We start from the raw sequence: 22,835 nt of genomic DNA on the forward strand, positions 1-22,835 counted from the left end.
GCAAGGAGCCTTACGTGACCACTTTCATGGAGACCCCCGTGACGTCCGGCGTCGCGCCCGACCGCGCCCGTTCGTGGCTCTTGGTTCCCGCTACCAAGCCCGAGGCCTTCTCTGCCGCAGTCGAATCCGAGGTCGACGCCGTCATCCTCGACATCGAGGACGCTGTCGCACCCGCCGCGAAGCCCGCAGCGCGTCGAGCCGTCGTCGAGTGGCTCGAAGCCGGCAACTCTGCCTGGGTTCGCATCAACGACGCGACCACGTCGTTCTGGGCCGATGATCTCGCCGCACTGTCCGGCCTGAAGAGTCTCGCCGGCGTTATGCTGGCCAAGACCGAGAGCGGCAGCCAGGTCGAGGCAACTGCTGCTCGCCTCCCCGAGGGCACCCGTGTCCTCGCGCTCATCGAGTCTGCCATGGGTCTCGAGGCGACGCCCGAAATCGCACGTGCCGACGCCACGTTCCGACTTGCATTCGGAAGCGGCGACTTCCGGCGTGACACCGGCATGAGCGACGAGCCCCTGGCGATGGCGTACCCGCGCTCGCGCCTCGTCGTGGCGTCACGTGCGGCACGCCTGCCTGGCCCGATCGACGGACCGACGCTCGCCGCCGACGAGGCCATCCTCAGCCGGGATTCTGCGCTGACACTGTCGATGGGCATGAGCGGCAAGCTCTGCATGCGCTCCGAGCAGGCGCCGACCGTCAACCGCGAACTCGCGCCGACCCCCGGCGATGTCAGTTGGTCCAACGAGGTCATCGAGGATCTCGGAGTCGACGGTGCCGGTGTTCGCGACGGCAGCGATCTGCCGCGACTGGCGAAAGCGATGAAGATCCGCGAGGCCGCCGAGGTCTTCGGAATCTCCGCAGACTGATCGACCCTAGGTGACGAGGCCTGCGGGCCTTCGTCGCCAATGAATGCGATATCGAACGTCGAATCCGAGGCCAGGGATGCTCCGCGCAGCCCTGGTCGCGGTGCGTTCGGTGAACTCGATTCCCAGCACCGCACGCATCGTCTGGCGGCTGTCGAACTGCCACCGCGTGTCGACGCGTTCGAGGGAGAATCCTTCCGCGTCGAAGAACGCTTCCACGGCAGCGCAGTCGTATTTCGGCAGATCCGCGCGCATCCAGTCTCCGTACGGCGACGCCGACACATCCAGATCGACGACGACGAGGATCCCACCGGGCCGCAGCACACGCATGGCCTCGGTGATGCCGGGACCGCAACCGGCCCCGAAGAAGTAGGCCGTCCTCGCGTGCACGACGTCCGCCGACGCGTCGTCGAGCGGAAGCGATTCCGCGTTGCCGTCGACGATCTCGACATTGTCGAGCGACGCGGTACGTGCACGAGCGGCCCTCACCAGCGGAGCATGAGGTTCGACGCCGACGACCCGGGCAGCCGTCGCCGCGAACTCCGGAAGGTGGAACCCGCTGCCGCATCCGACGTCGACGACGGTCGCGCCCTCCCACGGCGCGACGCGCTTCAGTACTGCGGGAATGCGGCCGTCGATGTCCTGCGCCCGATTCTCGGCCTCGTACACCCTGGGCCAGTGCCAGATGTTCGGACTGGGGATGATGCGTGGACCGCTCACAGAAGGACCGTGAAGACCAACCACGCGACGAAGGCCGACGGAAGCAACGAGTCGAGACGGTCCATGATGCCGCCGTGGCCGGGCAGCAACGTGCCCATGTCCTTGATCCGAAGGTCACGCTTGACCTGCGATTCGATCAGGTCACCGAGCGTGCCCGTCACCACCAGTACGACGCCCAGCAGAACGCCGATCATCGAGTTCGCGTCGAGGATGAGCGTGACGGTCAGCAGACAGCCGATGACGCAGAAGAGCAGCGAACCGATCAGCCCTTCCCAGGACTTCTTCGGACTGATGGCAGGAGCCATCGGGTGCTTGCCGAACAGGACACCCGCGATGTACCCACCGACGTCCGAGCACACCACCGCGATGAGGAACACGAGCACGCGGCCTGCACCGTCGTCGTCGAGCACCATCAGAACGGCGAACGAGGCCAGCAGCGGTAGCCAGCACGCGACCATGATGGTGACCGCGAGTTCTCGAAGGTAGTTCTTGGGAGCAGAGCCGAGCCCCTGCTGCAACAGCAACCAGACCATGCACACGAGCACCGTGCCTGCCGTCGCAGTCAGGACGCCGGTCGTACCCCACGGCCAGGCGAACCAGATGATTGCTTGACCACCGAGAATCAGCGGAACGCGCGGAACCAGCACTCCTGCTTCACGAAGCCGCTTGGATACCTCGTAGGTCGCGACCGCGAGCGCGACGGCGACGACTCCGATCCACACCAGCGGCGCGAAGACCATGACAGCGATGAGGCCGATACCGAGTCCGCCGCCGACGGCGATCGCGGCGGGAAGGTTACGTCCGGCGCGCCCCGGCGATTTCCGGTCGGACCCGGCTGGACTCGCGACCGCGCCGGTGGCCGACCCGTTCTCGCCGGCCATGGGTTCGCCGTCCGGGTCGGGCGTGGCCGGCCCTCGCGGTCGTTCCGATCCCACCACGCCGCCATCTCCTTGCATCGAAAAACTCTCCGGTCCCTGGTCGAACGAGGTGTCAGACCTCCATCAACTCGGCTTCCTTGCGCTTGACCAGCTCGTCGATCGACGCGGTGTACTTGGACGTGGTCTTGTCGAGCTCGTTCTCGGCGCGCACGACCTCGTCCTCGCCTGCTTCGCCGTCCTTCTGGATGCGCTTGAGCTCTTCCATGGTCTTGCGACGAACGTTGCGGATGGACACCTTCGCGTCCTCGCCCTTGCCCTTCGCCTGCTTCACGAACTCGCGGCGGCGCTCCTCGGTCAGCTGCGGCACACCGATACGGATCAGGTTGCCGTCGTTGGTCGGGTTGACGCCGAGATCGGAGTTCCTGATGGCCGTCTCGATCGGTCCGAGCTGCGCCTGCTCGTACGGCTTGATGACGACGAGGCGAGCCTCGGGAACGTTGATGCTCGCGAGCTGCGTGATGGGTGTCGGCGCGCCGTAGTAGTCGACGACGATGCGGTTGAACATGCCGGGGTTCGCACGACCGGTACGGATGGTCGACAGGTCGTCCCGGGCTACGGTGACCGCCTTCTCCATTCGTTCCTCGGCGTCGAAGAGCGCTTCGTCGATCACGATCTGTCCTCCATCGTCCTCGTTCGTGTTGCTGGCAAGTCTGTGTCCGTGGTCGGCCCGGTCACGACTGGACCAGTGTTCCGATCTTCTCACCCGCGACCGCGCGAGCGATGTTGCCCTGAGTCAGCAGATTGAACACCATGATCGGCATCTGGTTGTCCATGCAGAGGCTGAAAGCAGTCGCGTCGGCGACCTTCAGCCCTTTCTCGATGACCTGCCGGTGCGTGATCGAGTCGTACATCGTCGCGTCGGGATCGATACGGGGATCGGCCGAGTACACACCGTCGACGGCCTTCGCCATCAGGAGTACCTCGGCGCCGATCTCGAGCGCGCGCTGCGCTGCGGTGGTGTCGGTCGAGAAGTACGGCATACCCATGCCTGCACCGAAAATGACGACTCGGCCCTTCTCGAGGTGCCTGCGCGCACGCAACGGCAGGTACGGTTCGGCGACCTGGCCCATCGTGATGGCGGTCTGGACGCGAGTGGCGACGCCCTGCTTTTCGAGGAAGTCCTGTAGCGCAAGGCAGTTCATGACCGTTCCGAGCATGCCCATGTAGTCCGACCTGGACCGGTCCATGCCTCGCACCTGCAGTTCGGCGCCGCGGAAGAAGTTGCCACCGCCGATGACGACGGCTACCTGAACGCCGGTGCCGACGACCTCGGCGATCTGCTCCGCGACGTTGTTGACGACGTCCGGGTCGAGGCCGACTTGCCCTCCGCCGAACATTTCACCACCCAGCTTGAGCATCACACGCTTGAATCCGGGGCGGTCGGTGGCGGGATCGGTCATTGCTCTCCTCGGTACTCGCCTGTCGAATGCGCACGGTGAACACGGCGCGTTCACCTACGCCGTCACCCTTATCCTGCCTTATTCGGGACACGACCGACGCATCCGCCACTCGTGACGTGACGCGCCCGCGGGGAATGTCCCCACACAGCGATGCCGCTCGCCCCGGCTGTTCGGCCGGGCGAGCGGCATCGCGCGTGTTACTGGTGTGAAGCCGAGATCAGTTGGAGCCGACCTCGAAGCGAGCGAAACGAACCAGGGTGACGCCTGCCTCGTCGAGGATCGCCTTCACGGTCTTCTTCGAGTCCTGGACCGAAGACTGCTCGGTCAGCACGACGTCCTTGAAGAAGCCGTTGACGCGGCCTTCGATGATCTTCGGCAGTGCCTGCTCGGGCTTGCCCTCTTCGCGAGCGGTTTCCTCGGCGATGCGACGCTCCGACGCGACGATCTCCTCGGGGACCTCGTCGCGCGTGACGTACTTGGCCTTGAGCGCGGCAACCTGCATGGCAGCACCGCGAGCGGCCTCGGCTGCCGCCTCGCCCTCTCCGGTGTACTCGACGAGCACGCCGACGGCGGGCGGCAGGTCTGCGCTGCGCTTGTGCAGGTAGGTGGCGACCGGTCCGTCGAAGGACACGACGCGACGGATCTCGAGCTTCTCGCCGATCTTGGCCGAGAGCTCCTGCAGAGCGGTGTCGACGGTCTTGCCGTTCAGATCGAGCGCCTTCAGAGCGTCGACGTCGGCGGGCTTGCCGGCCTCGGCAACAGCGGCAACCGAGTCGGCGAACGCCTGGAACTCTTCGTTCTTCGCGACGAAGTCGGTCTCCGAGTTGATCTCGACCAGTACGCCGCCCTTGGCGACGACGAGGCCCTCGGCGGTGGAACGCTCGGCACGCTTGCCGACGTCCTTCGCGCCCTTGATGCGAAGCTGCTCGACGGCCTTGTCGAAGTCGCCGTCGGTCTCCGCGAGTGCGTTCTTGCAGTCCATCATTCCGGAGCCGGTGAGCTCGCGGAGCCGCTTGACGTCAGCGGCGGTGTAGTTCGCCATGTTGGGCGACCCTCCTCGAATGCTGTGGGTGGGCAGAGCTTGAATCTCGGTGATCCGCAAGAAAGGTCCCGAGCGGCGTGGTCACGCCGTTCGGGACCTTCGAAGATCATGCCTGAGTTGCGGACGCTTCTCCGGCCGGAGCATCGGCGACCGGCGCCTCGGCAGCAGCTTCCTGCGTGGCCTCGGCTGCGGGCGACGCCTGTGCCAGCTGCTCGAGCTCCCACTCGGCGAGCGGCTCGCCTGCGCCGACCTCGGGCTTGGCGTCGGACGAGGTGTTCAGTCCGGCGCGAGCCTGGACACCCTCGGCGACGGCCGAAGCGACGACCTTGGTCAGCAGTGCAGCGGAACGGATCGCATCGTCGTTGCCCGGGATCGGGTAGTCGACGACGTCGGGGTCGCAGTTGGTGTCCAGGATCGCGATGACCGGGATCTTCAGCTTGCGAGCCTCGCCGACGGCGATGTGCTCCTTGTTGGTGTCGACGATCCAGATGGCCGACGGAACCTTGGCCATGTCGCGGATACCACCGAGGGTGCGATCCAGCTTGGTCATCTCACGCGTGAGCATGAGGATTTCCTTCTTGGTGCGTCCCTCGAAGCCACCGGTCTGCTCCATGGCCTCGAGCTCCTTGAGGCGGAGAAGACGCTTGTGAACCGTCTGGAAGTTGGTGAGCATGCCACCGAGCCAGCGCTGGTTCACGTAGGGCATTCCCACGCGAGTGGCCTCGGCTGCGATGGACTCCTGAGCCTGCTTCTTCGTGCCGACGAACAGGACCGTGCCGCCGTGAGCGACAGTCTCCTTGACGAACTCGTAGGCCTTGTCGATGAAGGTCAGCGTCTGCTGCAAGTCGATGATGTAGATGCCGTTGCGGTCGGTGAAGATGAAACGCTTCATCTTCGGGTTCCAGCGACGGGTCTGATGTCCGAAGTGTGTGCCGCTGTCGAGCAGCTGCTTCATGGTTACTACAGCCATGGCTGAAGAACTCTCTTTCGATTGCCGGTTGATGCAGGGTGTCGTTCGACCCCTGCCCTGGCGACCGCTGACTGTCGGACCCACTTCGAGAAGCAGGACCGCCCGACAGCCGGGTCGTGCGACGATGCCACGGAAACGGTGGCTGCCACATGACGCGGACGCGCGAAGTCGACCCATGCATGCACAGGCCGCTCGACAAGTGTAGACCTCGCGCGCCCGACTACATAACCAGGCCCGATGGTCAAGGGCGAACGACATCTGTGGACGAATTTTTCGTTTGTCCACAGATATCTATTCGACGCTGGGACGGCATCGATCTCGGGTGACCCTGGACTGTATGAAACGCCTGCTCACGGTCTTCGTGGCCGCCGCCGTCATCACGCACTGCACGACGGACGCCGACGCGTCTCCCGGCGACCGCTTCGTCTGGCCGCTCGCCCCGCGGCCCGCGGTGGTCGGCCCATTCGACCCACCCGAGCACGACTGGCTTCCCGGCCACCGCGGAGTCGATCTCGCCGGCGCGGCGGGGCAGACCGTTCGGGCGGCGGGCGACGGAACCGTCGTGTTCGCCGGATCCGTCGCGGGCAAACCCGTCGTGTCGATCGACCATCCGAACGGACTGCGGACGACGTACGAACCGGTGCTCGCGGTCGTCTCCCCCGGTGACCGCGTCCGATCCGGCACGACGATCGGGACGGTGGAACCGGGACACCCGGGGTGCGCGGACAGTTGTCTGCACTGGGGTGTCCGGCGAGGGCGTGAGTATCTGGATCCGCTGCGGCTGGTCGGCGCGTCGAGAATCGTGCTCAAACCCCTTGCGCCAGGGGATCGAAACTAACGCCAGCTCGGGCCGGAGTGCCGACCCGTGGCGGCAGGGAAGTCGTCGGCCACCATGGCAGCCAGTTCGACGAACGCCGCACGCGTCTGTGGACGCATCGAATTCAAGTCGACGACGGCACCCTCGGCGAGATGTTCGTCGAACGGAACCACGAGCACTGCGCGGCAGCGCTCGAGGAAGTGTTGGGTGAGCAGGTTCATGTCGACCGCCGACGAGCCCGGCCGTACCGAGCTGATGACGACGACCGTGCGCTCGACCAGATGACCGTAGCCGTGCAACTGCAGCCAATCCAGGGTTGCCGCGGCGCTGCGTGCCCCGTCCACCGCGGGTGACGAGACCAGCACGAGCGCGTTGGCCAACTGCAGAACGCCGTTCATCGCCGAGTGCATGATGCCGGTGCCGCAGTCCGTCAGAATCAGGTTGTAGTACACCTGCAGCATCTCGATCACGGACCGGTAGTCCTTCTCGTCGAACGCCTCGGACGCAGCCGGATCCCGTTCTCCCGCAAGCACTTCGAGTCGACTCGGCGCCTGCGACGTGTGCGCCCTGATGTCCGAGTAGCGCTTGATGTTCGGCGCGTCGGCCAGGAGGTCCCGCACCGTCGACGACGTCTGGCGCGGCACCCGCTCGCCGAGTGTGCCGAAATCCGGATTGGCGTCGACGGCGATGACGCAGTCCCCCCTGAGCGACGCGAAGGTGGACCCGAGACCGAGCGTCGTCGTGGTCTTGCCGACCCCACCCTTCAAGGACAGGAACGCGATCCGGTAGTCCCCCATGACCGGTTGCCGAATGCGATCCACCTGGTTGCGGTAACGCTCCTCGGCCGTCGATGCACCGGGGTTGATGACACCGCCGGTGAGGCGGTGTACTCCGCGACGCCACCCCGACGCCGACGTCCGACGCGGTCGCTTGAGCAGCGAATCGGGAGCGAGATCCTGGCTCGTCGGCTGATGGTGCGGGACGCCGGGAAACGAGTTCGTGTGCGGCTGACCGGGCGCAGCGGCCGGGTCGGCCCACGGCGGAGTCCAGTTCTGCGGGCTGTGCGATCGCGCGTTTTCGGATCGCGCCTGACCCTGCGGCCCGGACGGCTGAGCAGGTTCCGGATTCGCTGCCGAATTCTCCGTCGGGGGCGTGTACCGCGGCGGACGGCGATCCGGACGTGGGGTCTGCCACGGCGGGGCCTGGCGGTCACCGTTCATCGGCGGTTCTCCAGCCTGGAACGAGGTGGACCCGGCAGGTGCGGGATCGATGGGCACCGGGTTGGAACGAAACGGCCGCCCCGGCCTGATCTGGTCACGGATCGACCACGCGGCTGACGTGCCTTGTGGTTCTTCGCGGTCCACGGTGCCCCCCGGTATACGAATTGCGGGTCGAAATCTGACGTCGATACGTATGCGCCCGACAATACTGTGCACGCGGTTTGTTTCGCTACGACGCTACCAAATCCCGGCAGCCCCGCCGGTGACGTCACGCCCGCGGGTGCGCGCGGTCGTGGACGGTGCGTAGTCGTTCCACGGAGACGTGGGTGTAGATCTGCGTCGTCGCCAGGGATGCGTGACCGAGCAATTCCTGCACCACGCGTAGATCTGCCCCACCTTCCAGCAGGTGCGTCGCCGCGGAGTGCCGGAGGCCGTGCGGGCCCATGTCGGGCGCACCGGGCACCGAGTCCAGGACGTCGTGCACCGCCGTACGAGCTTGGCGAGGGTCGATTCGCCCGCCGCGCTTGCCCAGCAGCAGCGCCGAACCCGACCGATCGGTGGCCAGCGCCGGTCGCCCGAACGCGATCCACGCGTCGAGTGCCTGATGCGCAGGCAGCCCGTACGGCGCCGATCGCTCCTTGTCCCCCTTGCCGACAACGCGTACCAGTCGACGCCCGGTGTCGACGTCGTCCACGTCGAGTCCGCACAGTTCGCTGACTCGAATTCCCGTGGCGTACAACATCTCGACGATCAGCCTGTCCCGCAGGGCGATCGGATCTCGTTCGGCTGCACCCGATTCCGCAGCCGACAACGCGTCCGACGCCTGCGACTTCTTCAGCACGGCGGGCAGCGCACGTTTCGCCGACGGGGAGGACAGACGAAGCGCAGGATCGGTGTCGAGGTAACCGGTTCGCGTCAGCCACGCGGTGAATGCCCTCGCGGACGATGTTCGACGCGCCATCGACGATCGCGCCGAACCGGCCCGCGACTGGTGTGCGAGCCACGCGCGAAGCACGCGGAGACTCAGGTCGGACACCTCGTCCGAGTCCTCTTCGTGCACCAGATAGGCCAGGAGCGATTCGGCGTCGGCGACATACGCGCGAATCGTGTTGGCCGACCGACTTCGTCCGAGCCGGAGGTGCTCGGCGTAGTCGTCGAGGAGCGCTCGAAACGTCGGTGTCAGCTCGTCGGACATCGGTTCAGCGTGGCCCCTCGGAGCCGACCGAGCAACCGGGCGCGCCGGGGAGCCGTCGCCTCGCCGGTCGCCCGATCGGGTCGACGATCAGCTCGACGCGCCGGCCTCGGCCTCGGCCAGCTCGCGCTTCCACACGCGGAACGTCTCCTCGGTGCGGCCGCGACGCCAGTACCCGGAGATCGACGCCCACTCGGCCGACACGCCGCGCTCTTTTCGAATGTAGCCGCGCAGATTGTGCATGACGGCCTGCGCCTCACCGTGGATGAAGACCTGAGCCTGGCCGGGCAACCATTCGGTGTTCCGTACCGCCTCGATCAGCGGCGCATTGTCGCCTGCCTTGTCGTCGGTGATCTCGTTGGAACCCGCACCACGATGGATCCACGTGACGTCGACGAGGGCGAGCGTCTCCATGTAGATCTCGTCCTTACGATCCGCGACCTCGACGAAGACCTTGGCGATCGCGTCCTCGGGGAGCGCCTCGACGGCCGCCGAGATCGCGGGGATCGCGGACTCGTCACCGGCGAACAGATGCCAGTCGGCGTCCGCGCGTGGTGTGTACGCGCCCGCGGGGCCGTACAGGCTGATCGTGTCTCCCGGTTGCGCGTGGGCAGCCCACGGACCCGCGACACCCTCGTCGCCGTGCACGACGAAATCGATCGCGATCTCACGCGCATCGGTATCCACCGACCGAATCGTGTACGTGCGCTTGATCTCGTCGTCCTCGGTTCCGAAGATCAATTTGACGTACGAATCGGTGAAGTCGACCGGCTCGAAGTCGTCGAATCCGGGATCGCCCAGGTAGACCCGCTGCATGTGCGGGGTCAGCGCCTCCGTCCGGAGGACGGTCAGGGTGGTCTTGCGTCGTGCCACGTGTTCAGCCTTTCCGAGCTGCTCCAGCGCTACCAGATAGCTATTCGAGTAAGCATTGCCTAATCAGGCTACCGGTAGCGACATGCGTCGGGGTCGTTCACATCCCGACCACGCGGTACCAGCCGGTGTCGTCGCTGGCGACGAAGCCGTCGAGTTCCAGGAGAGGTAGGACCGAACGCACCTTCGCGATCGGCAGGGACGACCGCTCGGACAGTTCACGCGGAGACAACGTGCCCGACGCCGGAAGCGCTTCGTAGACCAGCAGCGCCGGTTCCGACAGCGCGTCGATATCGCGGAACATCGACGGTCGACCCTCGTCGGTTTCACCGACGACGCCGGCTTCGGCGACGACGTCGTGCGCGTCGGCGACGAGCCGAGCCTCCCCCTCGCGGATCATGCGGTGGCAGCCTTTCGACGACGCCGAGGTCACCGGACCCGGCACCGCCAACACCGGCCTTCCGAGCTTTCGCGCCCACGCCGCGGTGTTGCGTGCACCGCTACGCCACCCCGCTTCGACGACGACGACCGCCGAGCCGAGACTGGCGACGAGCCGGTTTCGTGCGAGAAACCGATGCTTCGCCGGCGTCGTTCCGGGCGCGTATTCGCTGATCACTGCGCCGGATTCCTTGATGCGGCCGAGCAGCCGCGCATGTCCCGACGGGTATGCCCGGTCGATTCCGCACGCCAGCACGGCCACCGTCGCACCTCCCACACCGAGGGCCGCACGGTGGGCGGCCGCGTCGATCCCGAACGCCCCGCCGGAGACGATCGTCCACCCGTCGACCGCCAGGTCACCCGAGATCTCCGCGGTCACGTGTTCGCCGTAGGCGCTCGCCGCTCTCGTACCGACGATGGACACCGCTCGTTCCCCCAGCGTGTCGAGCGGTCCTCGCCCGAGCACCCACAGCGCGAACGGCGCGCAGTGGTCCGACGACGTCGGCATTCCTGCACCGTCGAACGACAGGAACTGCCATGTGGGCCATTCGTCGTCGTCCGGTGTGACGAGTCGACCGCCGAGCGACGCAACCAGATTCAGGTCGTCTTCGGCGGTGTCGATGTGCGCACGAACCTGCAGGCGCTCGCCGAATCTGCCGCGGGCCAGTTCGGCTCGCGCCTCCTGCGGCCCCGCCGCGACTGCGAACTCGGCCAGTTGTCGATGCGGCCCCTGCGCGACACGTGACAGGTACGCCCACGCCAGCCTGCGATCGTCGTGTCCCGTCACGACATTCCCCTGTCTCGAAAATCGAGCGCCGCGCCGACCTCGTCGATGCCGGGCACGTTGCCGCCCGCCAGATCGCACAGGGTCCACGACACCCGCAGAGCGCGGTCCGCCCCTCGCGCGGTCAGCGATCCGTTCCGGAGCGCCCGCTCGATCGGTCTCACCGATTCCCGGGGCAGCGTGAACTTCTGGCGCAGTGCAGGACCCGGCACCTCTGCGTTGGTGCGCCATCCGTAGTCGCGCCAGCGTTCGGCTGCTGCATCACGTGCACCGGTGACCCGTGCCCTCACCACCTCGGTGGTCTCGCCCACGTCGTCCGTCAGAGCTCCCGTGGCGACCGCTTTCATCGCAATTCGGAGGTCGACGCGATCGAGCAGAGGCCCGGAGAGTTTTCCGAGATATTTCCGTCGTACCGTCGGTGTGCAGACGCAATCGACGTCGCGTGCGGGAGCGCACGGGCACGGATTGGCAGCGAGAACCAACTGGAATCGAGCCGGGTACCGCGCCACACCGTCGCGACGCGCGATGCGAATCTCCCCGTCCTCCAACGGTGTTCGCAACGACTCGAGCACCTTCACGCCGATCTCGGCGCATTCGTCGAGAAACAGAACACCGCGATGCGCCCGGCTGACGGCGCCGGGTTTCGCCATTCCGGATCCGCCCCCGACCATGGCACTGACCGACGTCGAATGGTGCGGTGCGATGAACGGCGGCGAACCGATCAACGGCCGGTCGTCGGGCAACGTCCCGGCGACCGAATGGATCGCCGTCACTTCCAACGCCTCCTGCTCGGTAAGCGGGGGAAGTATTCCCGGGAGACGCTGGGCCAGCATCGTCTTCCCGATGCCCGGCGGCCCGGTCAACATGACGTGATGCGCACCCGCGGCCGCGACCTCCAGAGCCCACCGTGCCTCCGGTTGTCCGACGACCTCGCTCATGTCCGGGTACGACACCCCGTCGTCCCACACACCGGGCGCCGGGCGAACGAGATCGTCCTCGCCGCGCAGCCAGGCCACCACGTCCTTCAGCGACCGCGCTCCGAACACGTCGATTCCGTCGACAAGACCTGCCTCGGCCAACGCGGCCGTCGGCACCACCACCGAGGACCATCCCGCGTTCTTCGCCGCCAGTACCGCGGGCAGAACTCCGCGAATTCTCCGCAGTCGACCATCGAGAGCCAACTCCCCCAGAAACACCGTCCGCCGCATCGACGCACGGGGAATCTGCTTGTCGGCGTGCAGTACCGCCAACGCGAGCGCGAGGTCGTACACCGATCCCATCTTCGGCAGAGTCGCCGGCGACAACGCGAGCACCACGCGCGAATCGGGCCAACTACCACCCGAATTCGACACCGCAGCCTTGATGCGGTCGCGTGATTCGTGCAAGGCGGTATCCGGCAATCCCACCAGATGTGTTCCTGGCAATCCTCTGCCTATATCCGCCTCGATCTCGACGACCTGACCGTCGACACCGGTGACCGCGACCGAGAAGGCTTTTCCGAGCGCCATCAGAACACCGCCCGCAAGTGCGACACCACTGGATCGCCGTCTCGGGTCACCAGGATTGCTACGACGTCGAAACGCATTCGCACCCAGGGATAATCGTGTTCCGCTAGCCACATCAGTGCCAACTTGCGAATTCGATCGCGTTTGACGGGCGTCACGGCCTCCGCCGGAGTTCCGTACCCGGTGCCCGACCGCGTCTTCACCTCGACGAACACCATCGTCTCGCCGTCACGAGCGACGATGTCCAACTCGCCGTGTCTGCACCGCCAATTCCGGTCGACCAATTCCATTCCGGACTCCACCAGGTGCAGCGCGGCGAACGCTTCGCCGCGAGCCCCCAACTCCGCATTCGACATCCATTCCCCCAACTGATCGTCGGTCCGCCGACTGCCGAACCACTGCACGACCATGCACTGTCGTGCCGCCGGTGACATCGGAGAAACCGCAGGTCGAGAATTGCCCTGTGGACGAAGCGAAGCTGTGGATGAACGGGGTGAGAAAGGCCGCCCGAAACGATTCGATGCCCCGGCCGAATCGGCCGGGGCATCGAGAGTCGAGCTTTGTGAACTATCGCGGTTTCAGTGTGCTGCCTCGTAGGCTGCCTGCACGTCCTGGCTGATTCTTCCGCGAGCACTGACCTCGTAGCCGTTCTCGCGAGCCCACGCGCGAACATCCTGCAAATCGACTTTCCCGCGGGACGGCGCCGACGCGACTTTCTTGCTCCGGCGGCCGGAAACCTTCTCCGCGTGTTCGATCCAGAACGCCAATTGCTCGTGTAATTCGTTCGCGTGCTTCAGATTCAGGTCGATGCGATACAGATTGCCGTCGATACCGAATTCGACGGTTTCGCCCTGCCCCTCCTTGATGACCGACCCATCGACATCATCGATCATTTGGACGAGTGTCTTACGCGCCATGTCCGAACCTCTAACCGTCAAGGAATGATGTATGCATGTTTCTACCACTCATTCCTCCGATCGGACAAAACAATCGCTGAATCCACAGTTTCTTTTCAGCAACAATGACCCCGTTTATATGAGCCATTTCACCCGACCCGAATGCGTCGACTCATCGAAATACGGTGTGTCGCAACGATTCACACTACAGTGATCATTGCGCAAGAATTTGCCAGGCAACTTGCCCCACCACGAGGCACACCGCGACCAGACCGATCAATTGGCCGCACATCACGAGGTTTCGACGCGAGCGCCGACGTCCGAACAGATAGATCGCTGCCGCGACGAGCAACAACCACAGCGTCACCGACATACTTCTACTCCGGAAGCCGCAGATCCGGTTTGTCGAGCTCCTCGATGTTGACGTCCTTGAAGGTGATGACGCGGACATGCTTGACGAACCGCGCGGGCCGGTACATGTCCCAGACCCATGCGTCCGACATGCGAAGCTCGAAATAGATCTCGCCGTCGGCGTTGTGCGGTATGAGTTCGACGGAGTTCGCGAGGTAGAAACGCCGTTCGGTTTCCACGACATAGTTGAACTGACCGACAATGTCCCGATACTCGCGATACAGCGAGAGCTCCATCTCGGTTTCGTACTTTTCGAGATCCTCGGCACTCATCGGTTTCTACTCATCCTCCGTCTGTTTGCATGAACGTCAATCATCGCGCACCGCTGTCCGTGCAGTCCATCCGCCCCAACACCGCGGCCACCGAATCGGGACGACCGGCCGCGGCTGCAGACACGTTGGCGTAGGACATCCGGTGTTCCTCGCACGGGCCCAGCTCGACCATGGCGGCTGCGTGCGCCTTGGTGCTGTATCCCTTGTGTATCGCGAAGCCGTATCCGGGAATCGAGGAATCCATCTCGACCATGACGCGGTCCCGCGACACCTTGGCCAGCACGCTGGCCGCGGCGATGCATGCGGCAGTCGCGTCGCCGCCGATGACGGGTAGCGACGGCGCGGGCAGCCCAGGGACGCGAAATCCGTCGGTCAACACGTACCCCGGCGCGACGCCGAGGCCCGCAACGGCACGTCTCATCCCTTCGATATTCGCGACGTGCAGACCGATGCGGTCGATCTCCTCGGCTTCGATGAACACGATGCTCCACGCGAGCGCGAGCCGCTGGATCTTCGGGAACAGCTGTTCACGACGCTTCTCCGTCAGCTTCTTCGAGTCGTCGAGGTCCGCCAACGACTCGTACCGTTTCGGCCCCAGCACGCACGCAGCAACCGTCAGTGGTCCCGCGCACGCACCTCGACCCGCCTCGTCCACCCCGGCGACGGGCCCCAACCCGTGTCGGTCCAGCGCGGACTCCATGGTCCGCAGACCCGAGGACCGGCGGATGACCGGCCGCGGTGGCCACGGTGGCCGACCGCGGGACCGGCTCGTACTCGTTCTAGCCATCTGTTCTGCTCGGTTTCACTGTCCTTGAATGTCGGGCGAATCGAGTGTGCCCCAGCGCGACGGCGGCAGCGCGATGACGAACGCGCGACCGATGACGTTGTCGACTGGAACGGTGCCCTTCAGTTCGTCGGACACATGGAACCTCGAGTCCGCCGAATTGCTGCGGTTGTCCCCCATGACCCACAGGTTTCCTTCGGGAACCGTGACCGCGGAGAAACAGCGCCCCGACTTGATCTCGGTGTCGCATGTCAGAACGCCGGGCGTGAAGGGGAAGTCCATCTGAATGTACGGCTCGTCGAGCGGCTTGCCGTCCACGAGCACCCGCCCCTGATCGTCGCAGCATTCGACGGTCTGGCCTCCGGTCGCGATAACTCGCTTGACCAAGTCGTTCTCGTCGGGCGCGACGATGCCGATCAACGATCCGACTTCCTGCGCGCCACGCACGACCGGGTTGGACGACCGCGTCGACACGTATTCGCCGTTCCACGAGTCGGGACCGCGGAAGACGATGACGTCGCCGGGCTTCGGATCGCCGAACCGATAGCCGATCTTCTCGACGACGATGCGGTCACCGGTGCATCCGGGACACCCGTGCAGCGTCGGCTCCATCGATTCGGACGGAATCAAATAGACGCGTGCGATGAACGTCTGCAGCAGGAAACTGAGGACGAGGGCGACGAGGATGAGGATCGGTAGCTCGCGCCAGAACGAGCGAGGCTTCTTCTCGCGCTTCCTGGTCGCGGGTTCGTCGGCGTCGGAATCCGAAGTACCGTTCGGATCGTACGAGGAATCAGCCACCGCACCAGATTAGCCGTAGCGCTGCCGTGGACGAGAGCTGCGTCGAACCCACTCGCCAAGTGTCGTGACAGGTCACACAACGACCGACGCCGCACCACCCAGTTGGGTGATGCGGCGTCGGAAAGAATGTAGCCGTCTGTCGACGAGCTGGTGTCAGCGCTTTTCCTTGATCTTGGCGGCCTTGCCACGCAGATCGCGGAGGTAGTACAGCTTCGCGCGACGAACGTCACCGCGGGTCAGAACATCGATCTGAGCGATGTTGGGGCTGTGCACCGGGAAAGTACGCTCGACGCCGACGCCGAACGAGACCTTGCGCACGGTGAACGTCTCGCGGACGCCACCACCCTGGCGACGAATGACGACGCCCTTGAAGATCTGCACGCGCTCCTTCGAGCCTTCGATAACCTTGACGTGCACGTTGAGCGTGTCGCCGGGGCGGAAGTCAGGAACGTCGCTGCGCAGCGACTTGTTGTCCAAGAAGTCCAAAGTGTTCATCGGTGGGGCCATCCTTGCGTTCTTCGCACGAGTAGAGGAACCGAGCGGTACCGCGACGACAGAAAACACTGTCGACACGGAACTCGGCTGGTTCGTACTCCGATTAGGTCTGTGCCTGGTACAGGCAACCCCACTATTGTGCCAGACGTCGCTCCGCCCACGAAATCGTGGTCACCCACGCGGCGGTGCGGCCGGCTGTACGGTCCGGTCCAGCTCGTCCTCGGTCGCAGAGACGGCGTGCTCCACGCTCGGTTTGCCCGCGATCAGGTCCTGGCAATAGATCTTGGCTCGAATGGCCGGTCGCCTGATCGTGCGTTCACGGCGCAACGCACGCTCCATCTTCCTCGGACGTCTCGTGTACCGCCAACGAGCCCACGGCGCGGACGGCCTGCTGAGCCGCAGCGAGGCGACCACCAGAATCGGGACGAAGAACAGCCCGATCAGACCGGTCCAGATCTTCCCCTTCAGCACGACAACGGCACAGAGTCCGAGATTGACGACGGCCAGCACCACGTAACCGACGCGAACCCATGCGTCCGGGCTTCGTCGAATGTCGGTGACGTTCAACAGTTCGAGTGGGTGGAATCCGAGGAGTAGCAAGCCGGTGCCCGCGACAGCGACGAACACGGCGTCGACCGAGGTCCGTCCCTGCTCTGCCCAGTAGACGTCCTGCAGATAGAAGATCAGCGCGAACTCGTCGAGCACGAGCGCGGCACCCACGCCGAACAAGGTGGCGAGCACTGCCCCGGTCTCCTGCGTGGCGTCCTCGAAGACGGCGATCAACGAGACGCCGGACACCAGCATCAAGACGATGCCGAACACGACGTGATGGATGTGCTGTCCGCCGGGCGTGATGTTTCCGGGCCACCACCTGACCTGCGCGCGAATCATCCTGACGCTCAAGCGAATCAACAGGAAACCCACGACGAAGCCGAGGAGGAAACACAGAAGTGGCAGGCGGCCGTGCGCGATGATCTCACGATCCAACCACTTCACGGCCGCCGCATCTCCCTTCACACGTGAAACGAGATGTTACTTCCCGAATCCGGCCTTCCGTAGCGCGTCGGCCATCGATCCACTCGCCGGTGCGCTCGCTTGGCGAGTCCCGCCGCGATTGTCGCGACGGCCCCCCTGAGACCTGCGATCCTGCTGGCCATTACGCGGCCCGCCTCCGTTCCCCCCGCGCTGTCCCCCGCCGGACCCGCCACGAGGCTTGTCCTTGGCGGCCGCGCCCGGCTCGTCGTCGAGGCGCAGACTCAAGCCGATGCGCTGACGCGGGACGTCGACCTCCATGACCTTGACCTTGACGACGTCACCCGACTTGACCACCTCGCGCGGATCCTTGACGAAGTTGTGCGACATCGCGGAGACATGGACGAGACCGTCCTGGTGCACACCGACGTCGACGAAGGCCCCGAACGCCGCCACGTTGGTGACGACGCCTTCCAGCGTCATGCCCGGCTTCAGGTCGGCGACCTTCTCGATCCCGGCGGCGAAGGTCGCCGTCTTGAATTCCGGTCGCGGGTCGCGGCCCGGCTTCTCGAGTTCGGCGATGATGTCGGTGACCGTCGGGATACCGAAGCGCTCGTCGGCGAACTGCTGCGGCTGCAGACCGCGCAGCAGCGACGTGTTGCCGATGACCTCGAGCACCCCGACGCCCGCCGAATCCACGATGCGGCGAACGACCGGGTACGCCTCGGGGTGCACGCTCGACCGGTCGAGCGGATCGTCGCCGTCCTGGATCCGCAGGAAGCCGGCGCACTGCTCGAATGCCTTCGGCCCGAGACGCGCGACGTCCTTCAGCTTGGAGCGCGAGGTGAAGGGACCGTTCTGATCACGGTGCGCGACAATGCTTTCCGCAAGCGAACCGGCGATGCCCGACACACGCGACAGCAACGGGACCGACGCGGTGTTGACGTCGACGCCGACAGCGTTCACCGCGTCCTCGACGACCGCACCGAGCGAACGCGCCAGCAGGGATTCGGAGATGTCGTGCTGGTACTGGCCGACGCCGATGGACTTGGGATCGATCTTCACGAGCTCGGCGAGCGGATCCTGCAGCCGACGTGCGATGGAGACGGCGCCTCGGATCGAGACGTCGAGCTCGGGAAGTTCGCTCGACGCGTATGCCGATGCCGAGTACACCGAAGCGCCTGCCTCGGACACGACGACCTTGGTCAGACCCGCTTCCGGGAATTTCGAGATCAGGTCGGCGGCAAGCGCATCGGTCTCGCGGGACGCCGTGCCGTTGCCGATGGCGATGAGCTGGACCGAATGCTTCGCGGCCAGTGCGGCCAACGTGGCGACAGCCTGATCCCATTTGCCCTGGGGCTTGTGCGGGTAGATCGTGTCGTGGTCGACGACTTTGCCGGTCGAATCGACGACCGCGACCTTCGTCCCGGTGCGGAACCCGGGGTCCAGGCCCATCGTCGCGCGATTGCCCGCGGGCGCAGCGAGCAGCAGGTCCTTCAGGTTGGTGGCGAAGACGTCGACGGCATCCTGCTCCGCGGACTGGCGAAGCCGCATCCGAACGTCGATGGCGAGGGTCACGAGCAGTTTGGTACGCCAAGCCCATCGCACCGTGTCGAGCAACCACCGATCCGCGGCCCTGCCCTGGTCGGCGATACCGAACGCGGTGGCGATGCGTCCCTCGTACACCGTCCGCTCACCGGGAGGCGTCTCGTCCTGCTCCGGTTCGAACCCCAGGGACAGAACTTCTTCCTTCTCGCCGCGCAGCGTCGCCAGAATGCGGTGCGACGGCAACGACGTGAACGGTTCGGAGAATTCGAAGTAGTCGGCGAACTTGGCGCCTTCTTCTTCCTTGCCCTTGCGCACCGTCGAGACCAGTTTTCCACGGGTCCACATCAATTCACGCAGTTCGCCCACCAGGTCGGCGTCCTCGGCGAAGCGCTCGACGAGGATGGCGCGCGCACCGTCGAGCTGCTCGGAGTCGTACGAGGCGGGATCGGTGGTGGGATCGGTGATGAGAGCGTCGGCGACGGGTTCGTGGCCCGCCTCGCGCGCGATCTGCGCCTTGGTCCGACGCTTGGGCTTGAACGGCAGGTAGATGTCCTCGACGCGGGCCTTGGTCTCGGCCAGCATCAGTGATTGTTCGAGAGCCTCGTCGAGCTTGCCCTGCGAGCGAATGGATTCGAGGACCGCGTCGCGTCGCTCGTCGAGCTCACGGAGGTACCGGAGCCGTTCTTCGAGCTGACGGAGCTGCGCGTCGTCGAGCATGCCGGTGACTTCCTTGCGGTACCGAGCGATGAACGGCACGGTCGATCCGCTGTCCAGCAGATCCACGGCAGCGCTGACCTGACCTTCGGATACGTCGAGTTCCTCGGCTATGCGCTTGTTCACAGTTTTCAGAGCAGTCGTCACGGCGCACGACCCTACAGCTAGTGTGGGACACGTTCATCAGTGACCAGTGCAGGAGACCGAGGATGTCCAGGCCCATGCAAGTCCTGGCGCTCTCGTGCACGGCACTGTTCGCCGCGATCGCCGTTCTCGTCACCGGCTGCGACGTTCCTGCCGATTCCGCGTCGGGCGCGTCGTCCGCAACGTCGTCGTCACCGTTCCCGGACACCGAGACGGTCCAGGATCTCGATCTGGATTCGCGCATCCCGGCGGCCATCGCGTCGGCGGCGGGTCGAGGCGCGGAGGTGTCGTTCGCCGTTTTCGACCGACGAACCGGATCCTATTTCTCGAACGGTGACACCACACAGAGCGAAACCGCTTCGGTCTCCAAGCTTTTCATCGCCGACGAGGTTCTCCACGAGGCCGACGTCGCGCAGGTTCCCCTCGCCGAAGACGAGATGGCCTTGCTGAAGGTGATGTTGAAGTCGTCGAGCGACGACGCCGCCAACTATCTCTGGGACGAGTACGGCGGCAACGACATCGTCGTACGGGTGGCCGAACGCTACGGCCTCGCGGCTACGTCGCCTCCGTGGGACGGACTGTGGTGGAACACGATGACGACGGCAGCCGACATCGTCACGTATTACGCGAAACTCGTCGACGGTACCGGCGGCCTGTCCGCGACGTCGACGTCGACGATCGAGGATCTCCTCCGCGAGTCGACTCCGGTGGCGACGGACGGCTATCACCAGCACTTCGGAATCGTCGACGGCCTTCCGTCCGAACCGGTCTGGGCCGTCAAGCAGGGCTGGATGTGCTGCATCGCCGGCCGGTGGGTGCACCTGTCGACGGGCACGGTGGGGAGCAACGACGACTACGTCATCGCCGTGATCTCACGCGAAGAGGTCCATTACGACGACGACTGGGAGCACTACCCCGACACCGCCGTCGTCGACGTCACGGATGACAGCAGCGCCCAGCATGCGCGCGACACCATCACGGGCGTCGTGTCGATGCTCTTCCCGGACGGCCGGGTCGACTAGTCGGCGAGCAGATCGGGACGGCGTTCACGCGTCCGCTGCAGTGATTGCTCCGCGCGCCACGCGGCGACCTTCGCGTGATCGCCCGACAACAGGACGTCCGGGACGTCGAGCCCACGCCACCGGACGGGCCGGGTGTAGCTGGGGCCTTCGAGGAGCCCGTCGGAGAACGAATCCTCTTGGTGCGACTGCTGATTCCCGAGCACGCCGGGCAGCAACCGCACGACGGCTTCGCTCATGACGAGAACGGCGGCCTCTCCCCCGATGAGGACGTAGTCGCCGATACTCACCTCTTCGACGCGTACACGGGTGGCCGCGTCGTCGAACACGCGCTGATCGATGCCCTCGTAGCGTCCGCATGCAAAGACGATGTGCTTCTCCTGTGACCATCGCTCGGCGGTGCGCTGCGTGAACGGCACACCGGCCGGAGTCGGGACGACGAGAAGAGAGTCCTCGGTGAGGACGTCGTCGAGCGCGTCGCCCCACACGGTGGGCTTCATGACCATTCCGGGTCCGCCGCCGTACGGCGAATCGTCGACGGCCTTGTGCACGTCGTGGGTCCAGCTACGCAGATCGTGTACGTCCACCGACACCAGGCCCTTGTCGATCGCCTTGCCCAGCAAGGCAGTTCGCAACGGGTCCAGGTATTCGGGAAAGATCGTGACGACGTCGAGTTTCACGATGTCTACTCCGGATCCAGGAGACCTTCGGGCGGATCGATCACGACCGTGCCGTCGGCCAGGGACACCGACGTGACGATGGCGGCCACGAACGGCACGAGCACTTCGGATCGGCTTCCGTCGGCGGGACGGATGGACAGCAATTCGCCTGCCGCGGAATGCAGTACCTCACGAACCGTTCCGACTACCGTACCGTCGGCGAGCTGCACGGTCAGACCTTCGAGCTCGTGATCGTAGAACTCGTCCGGATCGTCGGAGGATTCGAGATCGTCCGACTCGACCATGAACAGTGTGCCGCGGAGGGCGTCGGCGGCGTCCCGGGAATCGATTCCCTTCAGGCGCAGCAAAAGCCGCCCGGAGTGTTCCCGGGCGGCTTCCACCGTGTAGTCGACCTCGCCGGTGGTATCGCGTGGCTTACGCCCGCGAATCACCGACCCCACGGCGAAGCGATCGTCGGGTTCGTCGGTGCGAATCTCGACGACGACCTCGCCGCGGATGCCGTGTGACTTCACCACACGGCCGGTTACCAGCTCCATGTGTGCTGCGCTACTGATCCGTGTCGACGACGTCGACGCGAATTCCGCGGCCTCCGATACCGGAGACCAGCGTGCGCAGAGCTGTTGCCGTCCGACCTCCGCGACCGATGACCTTGCCGAGATCGTCGGGATGCACGTGAACTTCCACGGTGCGTCCGCGACGGCCGGTGATCAATTCGACGCGAACGTCGTCAGGGTTGGCGACGATGCCACGAACGAGATGCTCGACGGCGTCGGCGACCACGGCACTCACTTCTCAGCAGCCTCGGCGGCCGGTGCTTCTGCGGTCTCGGCTGCGGCGTCGTCGGCCGAAGCAGCCTCGTCGGCCTTCGGAGCCTTCTTCTTCTTGGCCGTGGTGGCGTCGCCGAGCGGCTCGGCGTCGGCCTGAGCGAGCGCAGCGTTGAACAGGTCCAGCTTGGACGGCTTGGGCTCGGCAACGCGGAGGGTGCCCTCGGCGCCGGGGAGGCCCTTGAACTTCTGCCAGTCACCGGTGATCTTCAGCAGAGCCTCGACGGGCTCGGTGGGCTGAGCGCCGACGCCGAGCCAGTACTGAGCACGCTCGGAATCGATGTCGATGACGCTCGGCTCCTGCTTGGGCTCGTACGTGCCGATGGTCTCGATCGCACGGCCGCTGCGGCGGGTGCGAGAGTCGGCGATGACGACGCGGTAGTGCGGGGTGCGGATCTTACCGATGCGCATGAGCTTGATCTTGACAGCCATGAAAAGTAGAGCCTTTCGAGTTGGTCACTCCGCAATTCAGCGGTGCGCGTGGACCGCGCACCCGGTTTTGCGTTGATGGGGTGT

The 22,835-nt window shown here is 65.4% G+C and carries 27 protein-coding genes; 3 read left to right on the forward strand and 24 right to left on the reverse strand.

Annotated elements, in window-relative coordinates:
• The first annotated feature begins 26 nt into the window (after window positions 1-26).
• Window positions 27-866 (forward strand): aldolase/citrate lyase family protein, encoded by an 840-nt coding sequence (locus tag DK926_RS15960; RefSeq protein ID WP_114331233.1) that lies wholly within the window; start codon window positions 27-29, stop codon window positions 864-866.
• A 6-nt stretch (window positions 867-872) separates the two neighbouring features.
• Here the strand turns inward: DK926_RS15960 and DK926_RS15965 are convergent, their stop codons facing one another.
• The 6 genes from DK926_RS15965 to rpsB form a co-directional block, all read right to left on the reverse strand.
• Window positions 873-1,583 carry a class I SAM-dependent methyltransferase gene (locus DK926_RS15965; protein ID WP_114331234.1) on the reverse strand — a complete coding sequence of 237 codons (711 nt, stop codon included), beginning with the start codon at window positions 1,581-1,583 and terminating at the stop codon, window positions 873-875.
• Window positions 1,580-2,464, reverse strand: coding sequence for a phosphatidate cytidylyltransferase (locus DK926_RS15970; protein WP_068429160.1), 885 nt, complete (start codon window positions 2,462-2,464; stop codon window positions 1,580-1,582). Before DK926_RS15970 ends, DK926_RS15965 begins: the two co-directional genes overlap by 4 nt.
• 109 nt (window positions 2,465-2,573) lie before the next feature.
• The gene (gene frr / locus DK926_RS15975) at window positions 2,574-3,131 is read right to left on the reverse strand and encodes a ribosome recycling factor (RefSeq protein WP_068428610.1); all 558 of its coding nucleotides are present in this window, start codon (window positions 3,129-3,131) and stop codon (window positions 2,574-2,576) included.
• Window positions 3,132-3,192: 61 nt separating this feature from the next.
• Entirely contained in the window at window positions 3,193-3,921 is a 729-nt protein-coding gene (pyrH, locus tag DK926_RS15980; RefSeq protein ID WP_068428607.1) for a UMP kinase, read from the reverse strand.
• Window positions 3,922-4,138: 217 nt separating this feature from the next.
• Window positions 4,139-4,963 (reverse strand): translation elongation factor Ts, encoded by an 825-nt coding sequence (tsf, locus tag DK926_RS15985; RefSeq protein ID WP_068428604.1) that lies wholly within the window; start codon window positions 4,961-4,963, stop codon window positions 4,139-4,141.
• A gap of 106 nt (window positions 4,964-5,069) precedes the next feature.
• Window positions 5,070-5,933: a 30S ribosomal protein S2 gene (gene rpsB / locus DK926_RS15990; RefSeq protein WP_068428601.1), complete on the reverse strand. Its 864-nt coding sequence runs from the start codon at window positions 5,931-5,933 to the stop codon at window positions 5,070-5,072.
• A gap of 337 nt (window positions 5,934-6,270) precedes the next feature.
• Here rpsB and DK926_RS15995 point away from each other — a divergent pair, with 337 nt between their 5' ends.
• Window positions 6,271-6,771 (forward strand): M23 family metallopeptidase, encoded by a 501-nt coding sequence (locus DK926_RS15995; protein ID WP_114331235.1) that lies wholly within the window; start codon window positions 6,271-6,273, stop codon window positions 6,769-6,771.
• Here DK926_RS15995 and DK926_RS16000 read toward each other — a convergent pair.
• The 14 genes from DK926_RS16000 to DK926_RS16060 all read right to left on the reverse strand — a co-directional run bounded on the left by DK926_RS16000 (window position 6,768) and on the right by DK926_RS16060 (window position 19,799).
• Window positions 6,768-8,027: a MinD/ParA family protein gene (locus DK926_RS16000; RefSeq protein ID WP_347812644.1), complete on the reverse strand. Its 1,260-nt coding sequence runs from the start codon at window positions 8,025-8,027 to the stop codon at window positions 6,768-6,770. The two genes, DK926_RS15995 and DK926_RS16000, sit on opposite strands and share 4 nt — an antisense overlap.
• Window positions 8,028-8,238: 211 nt before the next feature.
• A complete protein-coding gene (locus DK926_RS16005) occupies window positions 8,239-9,165 on the reverse strand; it encodes a tyrosine recombinase XerC (protein ID WP_114331236.1) in 927 nt (308 codons plus the stop codon).
• 87 nt (window positions 9,166-9,252) lie between these two features.
• A complete protein-coding gene (locus DK926_RS16010; RefSeq protein ID WP_114331237.1) occupies window positions 9,253-10,035 on the reverse strand; it encodes a siderophore-interacting protein in 783 nt (260 codons plus the stop codon).
• A 97-nt stretch (window positions 10,036-10,132) separates the two neighbouring features.
• On the reverse strand, window positions 10,133-11,257 hold the full coding sequence (dprA, locus tag DK926_RS16015) for a DNA-processing protein DprA (RefSeq protein ID WP_114331238.1): 1,125 nt from the start codon (window positions 11,255-11,257) through the stop codon (window positions 10,133-10,135).
• Window positions 11,254-12,762 (reverse strand): YifB family Mg chelatase-like AAA ATPase, encoded by a 1,509-nt coding sequence (locus tag DK926_RS16020; RefSeq protein ID WP_114331239.1) that lies wholly within the window; start codon window positions 12,760-12,762, stop codon window positions 11,254-11,256. Before DK926_RS16020 ends, dprA begins: the two co-directional genes overlap by 4 nt.
• Window positions 12,762-13,115, reverse strand: a complete 354-nt coding sequence (locus DK926_RS16025) for a YraN family protein (protein WP_068428579.1) — start codon at window positions 13,113-13,115, stop codon at window positions 12,762-12,764. Before DK926_RS16025 ends, DK926_RS16020 begins: the two co-directional genes overlap by 1 nt.
• A 222-nt stretch (window positions 13,116-13,337) precedes the next feature.
• A complete protein-coding gene (locus tag DK926_RS16030; RefSeq protein WP_068428576.1) occupies window positions 13,338-13,676 on the reverse strand; it encodes an Lsr2 family protein in 339 nt (112 codons plus the stop codon).
• Between the two features lie 193 nt (window positions 13,677-13,869).
• Window positions 13,870-14,028, reverse strand: coding sequence for a hypothetical protein (locus DK926_RS26660; protein ID WP_165839590.1), 159 nt, complete (start codon window positions 14,026-14,028; stop codon window positions 13,870-13,872).
• Window positions 14,029-14,032: 4 nt separating this feature from the next.
• Window positions 14,033-14,338 carry a DUF2469 domain-containing protein gene (locus tag DK926_RS16035; protein WP_068428573.1) on the reverse strand — a complete coding sequence of 102 codons (306 nt, stop codon included), beginning with the start codon at window positions 14,336-14,338 and terminating at the stop codon, window positions 14,033-14,035.
• Window positions 14,339-14,378: 40 nt separating this feature from the next.
• Window positions 14,379-15,125, reverse strand: coding sequence for a ribonuclease HII (locus DK926_RS16040; RefSeq protein WP_114331240.1), 747 nt, complete (start codon window positions 15,123-15,125; stop codon window positions 14,379-14,381).
• A 15-nt stretch (window positions 15,126-15,140) separates the two neighbouring features.
• Window positions 15,141-15,923: a signal peptidase I gene (gene lepB / locus DK926_RS16045; RefSeq protein ID WP_068428568.1), complete on the reverse strand. Its 783-nt coding sequence runs from the start codon at window positions 15,921-15,923 to the stop codon at window positions 15,141-15,143.
• Window positions 15,924-16,076: 153 nt separating this feature from the next.
• Window positions 16,077-16,418, reverse strand: a complete 342-nt coding sequence (gene rplS, locus DK926_RS16050; protein WP_068428564.1) for a 50S ribosomal protein L19 — start codon at window positions 16,416-16,418, stop codon at window positions 16,077-16,079.
• A gap of 171 nt (window positions 16,419-16,589) precedes the next feature.
• Window positions 16,590-17,405 (reverse strand): hypothetical protein, encoded by an 816-nt coding sequence (locus DK926_RS16055; protein ID WP_114331283.1) that lies wholly within the window; start codon window positions 17,403-17,405, stop codon window positions 16,590-16,592.
• 45 nt (window positions 17,406-17,450) lie between these two features.
• On the reverse strand, window positions 17,451-19,799 hold the full coding sequence (locus DK926_RS16060; protein WP_165839591.1) for a Tex family protein: 2,349 nt from the start codon (window positions 19,797-19,799) through the stop codon (window positions 17,451-17,453).
• A gap of 62 nt (window positions 19,800-19,861) precedes the next feature.
• Here DK926_RS16060 and DK926_RS16065 point away from each other — a divergent pair, with 62 nt between their 5' ends.
• A complete protein-coding gene (locus DK926_RS16065; protein ID WP_114331242.1) occupies window positions 19,862-20,818 on the forward strand; it encodes a serine hydrolase in 957 nt (318 codons plus the stop codon).
• On the opposite strand, the gene trmD is transcribed toward DK926_RS16065, so the two are convergent.
• The 4 genes from trmD to rpsP are packed head-to-tail and all read right to left on the reverse strand — an operon-like array spanning window position 20,815 to window position 22,751.
• Window positions 20,815-21,495, reverse strand: a complete 681-nt coding sequence (gene trmD, locus DK926_RS16070) for a tRNA (guanosine(37)-N1)-methyltransferase TrmD (RefSeq protein ID WP_114331243.1) — start codon at window positions 21,493-21,495, stop codon at window positions 20,815-20,817. The two genes, DK926_RS16065 and trmD, sit on opposite strands and share 4 nt — an antisense overlap.
• A 5-nt stretch (window positions 21,496-21,500) precedes the next feature.
• On the reverse strand, window positions 21,501-22,031 hold the full coding sequence (gene rimM / locus DK926_RS16075; RefSeq protein WP_114331244.1) for a ribosome maturation factor RimM: 531 nt from the start codon (window positions 22,029-22,031) through the stop codon (window positions 21,501-21,503).
• Window positions 22,032-22,041: 10 nt separating this feature from the next.
• Window positions 22,042-22,284 (reverse strand): RNA-binding protein, encoded by a 243-nt coding sequence (locus tag DK926_RS16080; protein WP_003939023.1) that lies wholly within the window; start codon window positions 22,282-22,284, stop codon window positions 22,042-22,044.
• Complete coding sequence (gene rpsP, locus DK926_RS16085; protein WP_068428548.1) at window positions 22,281-22,751, reverse strand: 30S ribosomal protein S16; 471 nt, start codon at window positions 22,749-22,751, stop codon at window positions 22,281-22,283. Before rpsP ends, DK926_RS16080 begins: the two co-directional genes overlap by 4 nt.
• Between the last annotated feature and the right edge of the window lie 84 nt (window positions 22,752-22,835).

Origin of the sequence: Rhodococcus sp. Eu-32, assembly GCF_003336925.1 — a bacterium.
Taxonomy (GTDB): domain Bacteria; phylum Actinomycetota; class Actinomycetes; order Mycobacteriales; family Mycobacteriaceae; genus Rhodococcoides; species Rhodococcoides kyotonensis_B.

What these genes read in the sequence shown, in the direction of transcription:
- DK926_RS15960 (WP_114331233.1), top strand. Translation starts at nt 27, where the DNA reads ATGGAGACCCCCGTGACGTCCGGCGTCGCGCCCGACCGCGCCCGTTCG.
- DK926_RS15970 (WP_068429160.1), bottom strand. Translation starts at nt 2,464, where the DNA reads ATGGCCGGCGAGAACGGGTCGGCCACCGGCGCGGTCGCGAGTCCAGCC.
- pyrH (WP_068428607.1), bottom strand. Translation starts at nt 3,921, where the DNA reads ATGACCGATCCCGCCACCGACCGCCCCGGATTCAAGCGTGTGATGCTC.
- tsf (WP_068428604.1), bottom strand. Translation starts at nt 4,963, where the DNA reads ATGGCGAACTACACCGCCGCTGACGTCAAGCGGCTCCGCGAGCTCACC.
- rpsB (WP_068428601.1), bottom strand. Translation starts at nt 5,933, where the DNA reads ATGGCTGTAGTAACCATGAAGCAGCTGCTCGACAGCGGCACACACTTC.
- DK926_RS15995 (WP_114331235.1), top strand. Translation starts at nt 6,271, where the DNA reads ATGAAACGCCTGCTCACGGTCTTCGTGGCCGCCGCCGTCATCACGCAC.
- DK926_RS16005 (WP_114331236.1), bottom strand. Translation starts at nt 9,165, where the DNA reads ATGTCCGACGAGCTGACACCGACGTTTCGAGCGCTCCTCGACGACTAC.
- DK926_RS16020 (WP_114331239.1), bottom strand. Translation starts at nt 12,762, where the DNA reads ATGGCGCTCGGAAAAGCCTTCTCGGTCGCGGTCACCGGTGTCGACGGT.
- DK926_RS16025 (WP_068428579.1), bottom strand. Translation starts at nt 13,115, where the DNA reads ATGTCGAATGCGGAGTTGGGGGCTCGCGGCGAAGCGTTCGCCGCGCTG.
- DK926_RS16030 (WP_068428576.1), bottom strand. Translation starts at nt 13,676, where the DNA reads ATGGCGCGTAAGACACTCGTCCAAATGATCGATGATGTCGATGGGTCG.
- DK926_RS26660 (WP_165839590.1), bottom strand. Translation starts at nt 14,028, where the DNA reads ATGTCGGTGACGCTGTGGTTGTTGCTCGTCGCGGCAGCGATCTATCTG.
- DK926_RS16035 (WP_068428573.1), bottom strand. Translation starts at nt 14,338, where the DNA reads ATGAGTGCCGAGGATCTCGAAAAGTACGAAACCGAGATGGAGCTCTCG.
- DK926_RS16040 (WP_114331240.1), bottom strand. Translation starts at nt 15,125, where the DNA reads ATGGCTAGAACGAGTACGAGCCGGTCCCGCGGTCGGCCACCGTGGCCA.
- rplS (WP_068428564.1), bottom strand. Translation starts at nt 16,418, where the DNA reads ATGAACACTTTGGACTTCTTGGACAACAAGTCGCTGCGCAGCGACGTT.
- DK926_RS16065 (WP_114331242.1), top strand. Translation starts at nt 19,862, where the DNA reads ATGTCCAGGCCCATGCAAGTCCTGGCGCTCTCGTGCACGGCACTGTTC.
- rimM (WP_114331244.1), bottom strand. Translation starts at nt 22,031, where the DNA reads ATGGAGCTGGTAACCGGCCGTGTGGTGAAGTCACACGGCATCCGCGGC.
- rpsP (WP_068428548.1), bottom strand. Translation starts at nt 22,751, where the DNA reads ATGGCTGTCAAGATCAAGCTCATGCGCATCGGTAAGATCCGCACCCCG.